The organism is Psychrobacter sp. AOP22-C1-C5 (assembly GCF_052378885.1).
GTDB lineage: Bacteria > Pseudomonadota > Gammaproteobacteria > Pseudomonadales > Moraxellaceae > Psychrobacter.
This window is the reverse complement of sequence record NZ_JBQSYC010000008.1, coordinates 15,651-27,773: the sequence shown is the minus strand read 5'-3', so window position 1 is coordinate 27,773 and position 12,123 is coordinate 15,651. Positions and strand designations below refer to the sequence as shown.

Annotated in this window: 10 protein-coding genes; all 10 read right to left on the bottom strand. The window is 44.0% G+C overall.

Annotated elements, in window-relative coordinates; all coding sequences use genetic code 11:
* Window positions 1–299 precede the first annotated feature (299 nt).
* The 10 genes from ACT3TH_RS10720 to nqrF all read right to left on the bottom strand — a co-directional run bounded on the left by ACT3TH_RS10720 (window position 300) and on the right by nqrF (window position 12,005).
* Entirely contained in the window at window positions 300–1,295 is a 996-nt protein-coding gene (locus tag ACT3TH_RS10720) for a hypothetical protein (RefSeq protein WP_444755823.1), read from the bottom strand.
* Between the two features lie 27 nt (window positions 1,296–1,322).
* Window positions 1,323–1,832, bottom strand: coding sequence for a hypothetical protein (locus tag ACT3TH_RS10715; protein WP_444755822.1), 510 nt, complete (start codon window positions 1,830–1,832; stop codon window positions 1,323–1,325).
* 243 nt (window positions 1,833–2,075) lie between these two features.
* Complete coding sequence (locus ACT3TH_RS10710) at window positions 2,076–4,697, bottom strand: ABC transporter permease (protein ID WP_444755821.1); 2,622 nt, start codon at window positions 4,695–4,697, stop codon at window positions 2,076–2,078.
* The gene (locus tag ACT3TH_RS10705; RefSeq protein WP_444755820.1) at window positions 4,697–5,404 is read right to left on the bottom strand and encodes an ABC transporter ATP-binding protein; all 708 of its coding nucleotides are present in this window, start codon (window positions 5,402–5,404) and stop codon (window positions 4,697–4,699) included. Before ACT3TH_RS10705 ends, ACT3TH_RS10710 begins: the two co-directional genes overlap by 1 nt.
* Entirely contained in the window at window positions 5,404–6,249 is an 846-nt protein-coding gene (locus ACT3TH_RS10700) for an arylesterase (RefSeq protein ID WP_444755819.1), read from the bottom strand. The genes ACT3TH_RS10705 and ACT3TH_RS10700 overlap by 1 nt, the downstream gene beginning before the upstream one ends.
* Window positions 6,250–6,318: 69 nt before the next feature.
* Complete coding sequence (locus ACT3TH_RS10695) at window positions 6,319–7,620, bottom strand: MFS transporter (protein WP_444755818.1); 1,302 nt, start codon at window positions 7,618–7,620, stop codon at window positions 6,319–6,321.
* Window positions 7,621–7,942: 322 nt separating this feature from the next.
* Window positions 7,943–8,188, bottom strand: coding sequence for a (Na+)-NQR maturation NqrM (gene nqrM, locus ACT3TH_RS10690; RefSeq protein ID WP_444755817.1), 246 nt, complete (start codon window positions 8,186–8,188; stop codon window positions 7,943–7,945).
* A gap of 164 nt (window positions 8,189–8,352) precedes the next feature.
* Window positions 8,353–9,432 carry an FAD:protein FMN transferase gene (locus ACT3TH_RS10685; protein ID WP_444755900.1) on the bottom strand — a complete coding sequence of 360 codons (1,080 nt, stop codon included), beginning with the start codon at window positions 9,430–9,432 and terminating at the stop codon, window positions 8,353–8,355.
* A 219-nt stretch (window positions 9,433–9,651) separates the two neighbouring features.
* Window positions 9,652–10,452 carry an SDR family NAD(P)-dependent oxidoreductase gene (locus ACT3TH_RS10680; protein ID WP_444755816.1) on the bottom strand — a complete coding sequence of 267 codons (801 nt, stop codon included), beginning with the start codon at window positions 10,450–10,452 and terminating at the stop codon, window positions 9,652–9,654.
* Between the two features lie 317 nt (window positions 10,453–10,769).
* The gene (gene nqrF, locus ACT3TH_RS10675) at window positions 10,770–12,005 is read right to left on the bottom strand and encodes an NADH:ubiquinone reductase (Na(+)-transporting) subunit F (RefSeq protein WP_444755815.1); all 1,236 of its coding nucleotides are present in this window, start codon (window positions 12,003–12,005) and stop codon (window positions 10,770–10,772) included.
* Window positions 12,006–12,123: the final 118 nt, after the last annotated feature.

Here is a 12,123-nt window from a genome sequence, read left to right as displayed (position 1 = left end):
GATGCTGTAGTCAATCCTGCTTTATGTTTGCAATTGGAAGTCTGCGGCGCACAGAACCTGAACACAGTAACTTTCCAATGCTCGAGCGACCACTCCTTCGCAAGGTACTGTAAGTACCATAATCTAGAAGCTATCGCTTCAATGAGGGCTAAACCGCTCTCCAAGATAACTATTCTTAATCAAACAGAATCCTTCTAATAATCAAGCTTAGTGTAGCGTGGTTTGAACCTTTCAAACTTTCTAGAGAATAAAGTAAAGGCATAACTTACCTTAAACGTTGATTTCCGTTGTCATACTCATTAAATTTTAATCCAAATTAGATTACTTAAGTTTATTAAATTATTTGCTGTACGGTTGTGAATAAATTCGTTAAATAACTTTGGAATAATCATAAGGTTTTCTTCATACGTTTCTGTATTTCTAAAGTCTGTAGCTAATGTTTGTTTTAATGAAGTAGAGACTATCATGGGATGAAATATCAGTTTAGTAGTAGAATGAATTACAGTAATAACTATTGGACTTACTTTCTTGTGTGTCTTGAATAAATCATTCAACTCACTTTCCCATTCATTTAAAATATTGTCATAAATATGCTTAATGCTATTACGTAAAATTATAGTAGGGTCTTTTATATCTGTAAATATATTATCTTCAATATCGCTATGTTCTTCTTCAATGATGTTCATTACATTAAGAAGTATGTAGCCAAAATCGCAATCTGATTCAGATATCTGTTTTGCTCCAGATCGAATATTCCCAAATATCGAACTAGATTTTTTACTCCTTGGCGTTTTACATGCAATTGAGATACGTTGATGTTCGAAAGTAAAAATAATATCTGGATTACTACCATTTGAAGATTTAACTGGATCATCTAAGTCGACATCTGACCCGTAAGCAATAGCGAAAAAACCTACTATAGCTTCAATAAATTTATTAGTTTTGTCATCTTGTTTGTTAGTAACAGGATTTATCATTGGTACAAATGAATTTATACGAGGTGAGGCCTGTATCAAAAGGTTCAAATGAGGCCTAATTTTCTCAAACTCTTTAGAATCTTTCACCGCCCAAATCCATTTATATAATTCGTATAAACCCATGAAAGCAGAGCGCCCTTCACTGTGATCTTGGAGGTTGGATGGATTAGCTTTATAGGCTGAATAAAAATCACAAGCAATTAAGTAATCATTTTCCAAGTGAGACTTGATTTCAGCTTCTATACTTATAGAGTTTAAAAATCGAATTAAATCTTCTATACTTCTATTGATTGTATCGTAATGTTCAAATTCACTCATATCTACTTTTCCATGTAATTATAATTCTTATTTACTGTATTCAAGCATATAGATGTCAGAATACTTTCTCCATATTATCGCAAGTTCATCAAGATCAAGCTTATTGTTTCCTTTCTCAATGGTTAGGCTTCCATGCTTTTCTTTGTCATACGCAACTTTATTTTCATGCTTCCAATGGTTTTCTAAATGAGTTTTTTTATGAGGAACAGGATATTTACCATCCCAAAGTATGTATTCAGTTAGTATTTTTAATATTTCTTTTTCATCATTCGTTAGTTTAAGTTGTGCCGAATTAGCGAGGTTAACTAGCTGGTGTGTAGCAGAAAATGTAAGCTTTCGTTGAATAGCAATTGCTTTAAATAGCAACTCGAAAGATAAGCCCATAAGCATCTTATAAGTCGACCAACATTCTATGGCATGACCATTATCCATCGCCTTCCACAAAACCCTAGCAGATGTAAATAAGTCGCTGGCCTTATTATGCCAGTGTAATGAGTTTCTACTTAAGTTTTCAAACTGATACTCATAAGGATCCATATAGTTTTATCCGATAGGTTTTCGTTAAAATTTAAATATAGGTTCTAAAATTAAAGCTGGAGTTTAAACCTGACGCAGATTGGAAGAGCGGAGTAGCCCTGATTGTTGCGGATATACTCAGTGCAGTACAGGATTGCAGATGCTAGGTTAGAGGTGTTATCGCTGAGTCAGGAACGACTCTAACCTTAGCGAATGCCCCTGTGTCAGCCGAGATAGCAGCAAAAGCAGGATTAGCTACAATCTCTAAATCATCGCCCTAACCCGTGCCATAATCCCGCGCCCAATCACCAATCTTACATAAATCACGGCAATGGCAAGTAATAAGCCAATCAATGCTGCACCACCAATACCCAAGCTCAGCCACGGCACACTAAAGCGCAGACTAAACCACTGGGTAATTGCTGCCCACGCGCCCACGTTTGCGATAATAACCGCAAACACAGCCGCACTGATACCCAGTACACTTAGCTCTAAAATATTAAGCAGATACAAGTCGCGTTTTTGCATCCCAAGTAATCGGAACGAGGCGCTTTCTTTCATGCGATCTTGTGAGGTCGAGAGTAACGAGCTAATTAATACCATCACACCTGTCAGTAGGGCAAGTAGGGTAAACACATAGACCAAGCGGCTCATTTGTACCACAAGCTCTTGGATTTGTTGCGCGATTGCTGTGCCATCAATGGTCGTAACAGCTGGGAACTGGCGTACGAGTTTGCCTTGTATCTCTGGAATCTGCTCGTCCGGTACGTGCGCGGTGGCAAATTGAATTTGCGGTGCTGCTGCCAAGACCGACGGCTCAAACAAGAAGTAGAAAAAAGGACTCGGGCCTTGCTCAAAACGCGAGCGAATACTGGTAATCTGCCCGACGATTTCAATGCCTTGAATATTAAAACGAACCTGATCGCCCATACCAACATTGAGCAAGTCAGCTGCCGTGTCTAAAACAGACATAGGTACGACGCCCTGATCAGGATTTTGCTCGTTCTGAGTGTCCACAGGCGCATACAGTTGTTTGTCTTCTACCGCGTCAACGATGAATTCGGTATCCATGATCGTATCAGCGTAGCTTAGATTAAAGACACGCGTGGGATCATCGAAACCATCCGCAGGCTCGATGTCTTGTACAGGCACATCATTCGCAGTAACCACGCGCGAGCGAATCACTGGATAGTAGCTCACAGGTGCGCCGATTAGACTATTGATTGCCTCATGTTGATCGCTTTGAATGTCTAAAAGGAACAGATTAGGCGCATCCTCAGGATAGGCGTTAATAAACTGCGCATTGATACTGTGGTTAAGCGTGGTAATCAGGGTTAAGACGGCGACCGATAGGGATAAGGTCACAAAAAACAGCGCGGACTGATTGCCTTTACGCGCAAGGTTGTGAATCGCAATGCGGGGCATCCAGCCAATCGAAGAGCGTTTAGCAAGTTTGGCCAGTAGCCATAACCAACCTCGCGCTAATGCCCAAAATATCGCTACAAAGCTGATTAATCCGAGGAGTATCTGTCCGCCTAATATCCATGAGCCAACTTCATAAGCAAAAAACGCATACAGTCCTAGTAACATCAGGCCATACCACAATACGGGCATACGTCGATACCAAGGTAGGTTTTGGGTTTGCGTGCTTGCGCCTTGGTTGAGCAAGGTCGCAGGCTTGGTAGTATTAAGCGAGCTTAAACCGCGCTGGGTAATAAGTAAGGTCAGCACTAAGGCGATAATGCTGGTTTTAATCGCACTGATAGGATTGATGGCTAACCCCACATCCGGCGGCAAGATCGCCATCAGATACGGCTGACCTACTTTTAGTAAACCAAAACTCAGGACAATTGCTGCGACACAGGCGATGACAGCAGTGGCAACCAGTAATTGATAGTAGCTGCGTTTGAGTGAGCCAAGCCGCTCACCTAACGCCAAGCGAATGGCATTGTTGGACTGCTGCTTGGTCACAAACGCGGTGATAACGCCATACATCGCAACCGCCGATAATAAAAGTACGGCAATGACGAGCAATTTTAAAAACATCAAGACATTGTCAGAGATACGCGAGACAGAAGTATCTGCTGACTCAGCGTCGGACAGTTCAATGTCAGGATAGTTGGTCAGTATTTGTGTGAGCTGATCGCGCTGCTGTTCGATCAATTCAGGCTCACCTGCCAACTCAATACGATAGTTGACGCGGCTACGCTGACCCAATAGATTGGTGGCGGCTAGCGCGTCCTGTTGCATCAAGACACGACCACCAAAACCAAACGCGGTCAACGGACGATCAGGCTCTTTAGTCAGTACATCACTGATGGTGAATTGGGCGTCACCAATGGTAATACGATCACCGACGCTAGCATTTAAGCTGTTAAGGACCTCTGGCGCGACGACCACATTATCAGAGGTAAGCTGTTGCCAAAGCGGTTTGCCTGAGGCCAGTTCAGCTTCTCCATAAAGCGGGTAGTTGGGGGACACTACTTTGACGCGGGCAAGTAAGGTTTGCTCATCAGTCACGACCATCGCACTAAACTGATAGTCGAATACGGTTTGCGTATCAGCAACTGTGTCTACCTGCGCCAACACTTCACTTGGCCAGTCCTGCTGACTGTTTAATATCAAGTCACCACCCACGAGCGCCCGCTGATTGTCATTGACATAGCTATCAACCGACTGCTGAATAGAGTCAAGCGTCAGATAAGTGGCAAGCGATAGCGTCAGCGTTAATAAAAACAACACCGGATATATCCAGCGTTGCCACCAGCTGCGGCTTAAAGCTTGTGCGCCCAAGTTACGAGCGAACACTTGGCTAATGATAGAGTTAGAGCGATTGTCCGTGGAGCTGTTGTCTATGGACATATTATCAATTGAATTATTGGTCATTAAGATACAATCCGTCCATCATGCATGGTGATGACACGGTCTGCCATGTCAGCCAGCGCGGGATCATGGGTGACGACGACCAATGCTGAGCCGACTTGCTGCCTAAGATCGAGCAATAATTGCATAACCTGATTGGCATTTTGCTCATCTAAGTTGCCCGTTGGTTCATCAGCAAAGACAATCTTTGGGTGCGATACCAATGCGCGGGCGACAGCCGTACGCTGCTGCTCACCGCCTGACAATTGATTAGGCAAACTATCACGTCTGTGACCCAAATCGACGGCCTTAATCAGCTCATCCACTCGTGCTTTATTGGGACGCCTTGCGATATCAAGCGGGAAGGCAATGTTTTCCGCCACCGTCAATGTCGGCAGCAAGTGAAACGATTGAAACACAAATCCCATGTCGCGCTGACGAATGACGGCAAGCGCGTCTTCATCAAGTTGGCTTAAGATTTGGTCTGCCAATTCAACTGAACCGCTATCAGGATAATCTAGCGCTGCTAATAGTCCTAATAGAGTCGACTTACCAGAGCCAGACTTACCCATGATGACGACAAACTCGCCAGCATTCACATGGATGTCCACATTTTTAATAATAGACAGTGATTGCTCACCGACTTGCACAGTTTTGTTTAACTGTGAGGCGGTAAGCAATACTTTTGAATGAGAAGATGGCACAGTTGGAGCTGAATTTGATGATGTCATTACAGAGTCTCAGTGATCGTGTTTTCTGGTGCAGGCTCGTTAGGCGTTGTTGACGTACTTGCACTTGTATTGGCGGCTTTAAATTTCTCTAGCCTAGGCGTCAAGGTGGGCAAAATATTGTCATCAACAATGATGGTGTAACCCTCTTTGGTCGGATGAATGGCATCGGCTTGGTTCAGTTCAGGGTCACCGCCTACCCCTTCTAAGAAGAAAGGAATGAGTGGCACATTCATGTCTTTGGCGACGCGAGGATAAATCGCTGCAAAAGACTTCACATACTCAGAGCCCATATTGTCATAAATTTGCATACCGCCCAAGATGACTTCACTGCCATTGTCTTGCAAGCGTTTAACCGCGGTACGGATGTTTGCTTCAACGGTCGCAACATCGATACCGCGAATGGCATCATTGGCGCCAATGGTCAAAATCGTGATATCGGGTTTGGTCTGGAGCACCCAGTCTAGGCGATTGACCAAACCAGTGCTGGTTTCTCCGCTCAAACCAGAGTTAATGACTTTGGCGTTTTTATAGCCCTGTTCATGTAGGCGTGCTTCTAACTGAGCTGGATAGTTGGCATCATTGGCGACGCCCAGTCCTTCAGTTAAGGAATCACCAAGTGCCAATATGGTCAAGTGTGCCTCTTGCTGCTCAGTAGAAGAAGAGGCTTGCTTGGTGTCAGGCGCAGTTTCAGTCATTTGTGTACTGGCAGTCTGATTGGTCGTATTTTGACTGTCGTCCGCCATGTCCGTGTCAGGTTCTTTTTGACAACCGCTAAGGGCCATGACCACGGCCAAAATAGCCACTGCTGGTAAACGTCGAGCGAAATAAGAGGGTACATTTTTCATGGGTATTCTGTCCTATATGCAATCAAACCAGTGTAGCAAAATAAGACAGACACCAATATTATCCTAAGGTTACTTTGCCTGCTTTTGAGATAGGCTTTTTTTACCATCGACCATTACTGGACGACTGACCATCCAAGCAATTACCACGTTCACAATCATCAAAACCAGCATGATGAAAAGCGGTAAATCCCAGCTTCCTGTTTCTTCATGGAGCCAGCCTGTTCCTAACGGACCGAAGAACGCAATCAGATAGCCGACCGCTTGCGCCATCCCAGACAGCTCGCTCGATTGATTGGTCGTATAAGTCCGCAAAGAAAACAACATCATACTTAAGGTAAAAATAGCAGAGCAGCCTATACCCATCAGGGCTGACCACAACCATGCCAGATCGGTAGACAAATAACTGAGTCCCAAAATACCTATTACGTTTAAAACCGCCGCAAAGACCGCCAATGCTTGAATCGGCCGACCACGGTTGATAAGCCACGTTAAGCTTAAAATCGATATCGGTGCCATAAACTGAAATACCGAATTTATTTGTCCTGCTTGTACGGCGGACAGCCCTTTACTGACCCAAATAGACGGCAAAAAACTGGCGACCGTATAAAACAGCAAAGATTGTAGACCCATAAAAACAGCAATTTGCCACGCAAAAGGCGTACGCCACATGGAGATCTCTGAAGATCCGAGTGTCGGTAAGTCGACTGCTTGATGACTGGAGGAGCCAAGACGTAAACGCAAAAATATCCAAATTACCATGGCGAAGATGCCTAACAGTGACCAGCCACCTAGCGCCCATTGCCAGCCTACTTGCTCAGACAATGGTAATACAACCCCTGCGACGACGCCGGCTGTAACGGTCATAGTCAGACTAAACAGACCCGTTATCAATGGAATGTGTTTGGGTGTACGCTGTTTAATAACGGGTGCAGCCAAGGTATTAGCAAAGCCAATCGCTAACGTTAGCACCAATGTCCCGACCAAAAATCCGGACCAAGTAGGAATAACAGTACGAAGAATCATGCCCGCTGTTAATAAAGCAATCATCACAATGAGCGTATTTTCAAGCCCGAATCGCTTGCCAATGGCTGGGGCAATAAGCGCACCAATCGCAAAGGTTAGCATCGGTACCGCACCCAACCAGCCAATTTGAATCTCAGAAATATTAAGGGCTTCTTTTACCACGGGCGCAATAGAGCCAAGTGCAACGATGGGAGAGCGCATATTGGAGGCGAGTAAAATCATGGCACACAATATGAGCCAAAACGTGAAACGTGAGGAGGGCAGCTTGGATGGCAAGTCATTAGGTGAGTTGGGTAAAATAGACATAGCAGCACAACTGTTATTAGATTCAGAAAAAGGACACGTCATTACGTAGCGCCGAAGCATCGTCGCTTGTAAATAACACCAAAGAAAACGCACCTAGACGGTGATCGATATCGCAAATCAGAACGAGAAGTTACTGCCAGTATGTAAGGCAGACAAGCCTGTTGTTTTATAGAATTGGAGAAACATCCTATATGCATCGTGACTTTTATAAGCAGAAGCTTTTATAAGCAATAATTTAAAAAGATTACTTATAAATAACTGATAACACAAATAAAAATAGCGTCAGCCCTTTTCAAAGGACCAGACGCTATTATAGGAACAAATGTAAGGGAAAAGCCACTCATGTCTGGGAATAAATCAGCGTTTATACAGATTTACCCAACTGCGCCGCTCTAAGAGCGTTTTCTTGCTGTTCAGCGATGAGCGAATCACATTTATTGGGATCATTGCCACAGAACGAGCAGTTTTCATCCCCCATCAATTTAGCTACGCCCCCACACGATCCTCTGAGCGGCTTTTTTTTGACCATATAGCCGATACCCATAAATACAAAGAATAGGATAAATACGGTAAAGGTAATGGCGAGCATGGGCAGCAGTTGACTAAGCATGGGAAACCTCATTTTTTTAGATAGGGCGATTGTCTTTCATGGTAACTGCTTAATAGTATAGCAAATTTTTGCACGATTCGCTGATGCTTATCTTGGGTTTTCCAGTAGCACATAACTATCAACGTATCGATTTGATTTTGATCTGACGATATCGTTGCGAAAATCTAAGATTTTTTATCAGCGCGTAATACTTGCATTGCTGGGGTTTGTACCACTTGCCAATCGTCAATGCTGTCATGAGAGCCGTCCATTTTTACGCCATCTGCCAATGTGATAAACATCACGGCCAAGTCTTGTTCTTTAGCGACTTGTAAGGCTTTTTTATAAGGCATAGCAGTAAGCGCCGTTGCCCAAGCATCTGCCAGCGCGACCGATTCGGCGGCAACAGTTACCGAGGGCGCTCCGCCAACAATCGGGGAACCAGTAGTGGGGTCGATGGTATGGCTATAGCTTTTACTATCGAACACGACAGAATTACGGTAATTGCCCGACGTTGCCAAATGCATTTGATTGCCCGTATTGATAGGTTGGCGAATGGCTGACATTGTCTGACGCTCGCTCACCGTACTTTCTTTGATAGGCGCATCAATAGCAATTTGCCACGGCTGCTGCTGATTGTTGACACCAGAGGTGGCAATTTCGCCACCGATTTCTACCATATAATTGCGGATCTGGTACTTGTCTTCGAGAACATCAGCGATGACATCAACGCCATACCCTTTAGCGACTGCTGAAAAATCCAGACCGATACCGTCTTTGGTCTTATAGATCGTCTGATCTTTTTGTACGATGCCCTCGAAATCTACCAAGGCTTTTGCTTGAGCAATCTCGAGGGCAGTTGGTGGACTTTGCAGGCGCTCAACGGTCATGGTACTGCCAAAGCCCCAAGTCTCTACCAATGGCATAACAGTAGGATCAAATGCGCCGCCAGATTGCTTATAGACTGTGCGAGAAACATCAAGTACCTGAGCAAAGTCCGCATCGATAATGATTGGGGTGTCTTTGCCCAATCGATTGAATTTCGAAATCGTAGCGTCTGCTTGATAAGTAGACATGCTGTCATTTATTTGTCGCAAACGCTCGTCAATCGCAGCCTGTATAGCAGCTTCATCGGCATCTTCTGGCAGTTGATAACTGATGTGGTAGCTGGTACCCATCGTCTCACCGCTCAGATAATTATAGTCTGGTGTCTGCTGGCAAGCACTGAGACTCAAGGCGCTGGCAAGACCGATGACGCTGTACATGCCAGCGCGAACCGTTTTGGTTGTAGATAAAGAAGACAGGGATGAAATCGAGAGTATAGTGTTCATAAGTTCGTTGCTATAACAAAAAGTGAATGTGGCTTTGGAGAATAAGCGGTACCTATTTTACACCTCGTACCGCCTATAAGGCCAATTCTGACAAAATTAAACGACGCTTATTAAACAAACCTTAGATTAAGCCGCGTTATTTATATGGTTGCTTTATCTTACTTGCGACTCACGAATGAGTTTATAGAGCTTAGGCGGTGACAATTGATTCACCCTTGTGGCAAGCTTTTCTTTGGTGCCAGCGATGATGATATATTCTTCACCTTTTGTAAGCGCTTTAACAGCTTGCTTGGCAAAAGCAGTAGCAGTCAGGCCTTTATTGGTCGCCTCATCCATCGTGCCTTGTGCACTGCCATCGCCAGTCAAGGCGTTGACAGAGACGTTGGTTTGGATAAATCCTGGGAATATCGTCGCGACCTCTATTCCCTGCTCATGCAACTCAGCCCGTAAACTGTTTGCCCACATATGAATGGCGGCTTTGGCTGCACCGTAAGCACCGCGATATTGCGTACCCAACAAACCTGCCACACTTGATATCATCACGATTTTACCGCCGCCTGCTTCAATCATGTCGGGCAACACCAGTCTGGTCAGACGTGTTTGCGCAAAGTAGTCAGTTTCCATAATTTGCCGTTCGACCGCTTCATCAGTTTCCATGATGAGAGAGCGTTGACTGATACCAGCATTGTTAATGAGCCAATCAATTTGCCCTGCTTGTACTTTAGCAGAGTTGTAGGCTTCTTTCGCTTGACTGACATCATTAATATCAAAAGGCACAACGATATGCTTATTGGCATGTTTACAGCGTTTTTTGACGGCTTCTAGCTTTTCGTTATCACGGCCACTCAAGATAATCCTAGCGCCTTGTTTGGCGAAAGCAATGGCTAACGCTTCACCGATACCGCTAGAGGCACCCGTTATCCAAATGGTTAACGCTTTATATTTCGTTTTCATAAGAATCCTTTCTTATTGGTTAAACCATCAATAATATAGGACAGTCAAGGCGAGCTGCCATTTAAATTTGTAGTACTAACGGTCAAGAAATTTTTTATAGTCCATTTATTCTAAAAACAATAAGATGCTATTGGTATAAATTGTTTGTAGCCTCTGTCACGCTTGCGAACAGCAAGCAAAAAGAATTTATACCAGTAGTACGCAGCTATTCATGTAACAATTTTATTTTGAACTGGCTATCCAAATAAAAAAAAGAGCCTCAATTGAGACTCTTTTTTATAGATCATTCGATGTGCTTTGGTACTTAATAACGCGATCTAGCCACCAAAGTCATCAAGCAAGATGTTTTCATCTTCAACACCCAAGCTGTGTAGCATGTCGATTACCGCCGCGTTCATCATCGGTGGCCCGCACATATAAAATTCACAGTCTTCAGGATTTGGATGGTCTTTTAGATATTCTTCTAGTAAGACATTATGGATAAAGCCGGTGTAGCCATCCCAATTGTCTTCAGGAAGTGGATCAGACAACGCCACATGCCATTCAAAGTTATCAAACTCTTCGGCCAATTGATCGTAATCTTCAACATAGAACATCTCACGAATAGAGCGCGCACCGTACCAGAAACTGATCTTACGATTAGAATTCAGACGTTTTAGCTGATCAAAGATGTGCGAGCGCATCGGCGCCATACCAGCACCACCACCAACGAAGATCATCTCAGCTTCAGTATCTTTGGCAAAGAATTCCCCATAAGGGCCTGATACCGTGACTTTGTCGCCAGGTTTTAAGCTAAATGTCCAAGAAGACATTTTACCTGGTGGAATGTTGTCAGGACCACGGGGCGGTGGACTTGCGATACGAATGTTAAACTTAATCAAGCCTTTTTCTTCTGGGTAGTTCGCCATTGAGTAAGCACGAATTACTGGCTCATCAACTTTTGAGACATATTTGAAAATGCCAAACTTTTCCCAATCTTCTCTATATTCTTCAGCAACATCAAAATCTTTGTAATGAACTTCATGCGGTGGCGCTTCTAATTGCACATAACCACCAGCGCGGAAGTTCACTTCTTCGCCTTCTGGAATTTTTAGTACCAATTCTTTAATGAAAGTTGCGACGTTATCATTAGAGATAACTTCACATTCCCATTTTTGTACATCAAAAAACTCAGGGTCAATCTCGATTTTCATGTCTTGCTTAACTGCTACCTGACAAGCCAAGCGCATATGTTCACGAATTTCGCCTTGAGTAAAATAGCCTTCTTCGGTGGGCAAGATAGAACCGCCACCTTCAATAACGCGGCAGCGACACTGCGCACAGGTACCACCGCCACCACATGCTGAAGATAAAAAGATACCTTCACTTGCAAGTGTTTGCAGTAGTTTTCCGCCTGCTGGTGTCACGACGTCATTATCGGGATTATCATTGATATGGATGGTAACGTCACCTGAACTGACCAGTCTTGAGCGTGCCGCCAAAATAATGGCAACAAGGCCCATGATGATCAAGGTAAACATAGCCACGCCACCAATCGCCGTAGCATAATCCATGATATGTATCCTTAATCTATGGGGTAGGGGTGCGGGAGCATGAATGTAATGCTGTGCCCGAACCGCTACCGAATAAATGAATTAAATAGGTCAAATAGCTAAATAGGTTTTTAAGTTA

Excerpts from the sequence above, each read along its gene's own strand:
- ACT3TH_RS10720 (WP_444755823.1), bottom strand. The coding sequence starts at position 1,295 with ATGAGTGAATTTGAACATTACGATACAATCAATAGAAGTATAGAAGAT.
- ACT3TH_RS10715 (WP_444755822.1), bottom strand. The coding sequence starts at position 1,832 with ATGGATCCTTATGAGTATCAGTTTGAAAACTTAAGTAGAAACTCATTA.
- ACT3TH_RS10710 (WP_444755821.1), bottom strand. The coding sequence starts at position 4,697 with ATGACCAATAATTCAATTGATAATATGTCCATAGACAACAGCTCCACG.
- ACT3TH_RS10705 (WP_444755820.1), bottom strand. The coding sequence starts at position 5,404 with ATGACATCATCAAATTCAGCTCCAACTGTGCCATCTTCTCATTCAAAA.
- ACT3TH_RS10700 (WP_444755819.1), bottom strand. The coding sequence starts at position 6,249 with ATGAAAAATGTACCCTCTTATTTCGCTCGACGTTTACCAGCAGTGGCT.
- ACT3TH_RS10695 (WP_444755818.1), bottom strand. The coding sequence starts at position 7,620 with ATGACGTGTCCTTTTTCTGAATCTAATAACAGTTGTGCTGCTATGTCT.
- nqrM (WP_444755817.1), bottom strand. The coding sequence starts at position 8,188 with ATGCTTAGTCAACTGCTGCCCATGCTCGCCATTACCTTTACCGTATTT.
- ACT3TH_RS10685 (WP_444755900.1), bottom strand. The coding sequence starts at position 9,432 with ATGTACAGCGTCATCGGTCTTGCCAGCGCCTTGAGTCTCAGTGCTTGC.
- ACT3TH_RS10680 (WP_444755816.1), bottom strand. The coding sequence starts at position 10,452 with ATGAAAACGAAATATAAAGCGTTAACCATTTGGATAACGGGTGCCTCT.
- nqrF (WP_444755815.1), bottom strand. The coding sequence starts at position 12,005 with ATGGATTATGCTACGGCGATTGGTGGCGTGGCTATGTTTACCTTGATC.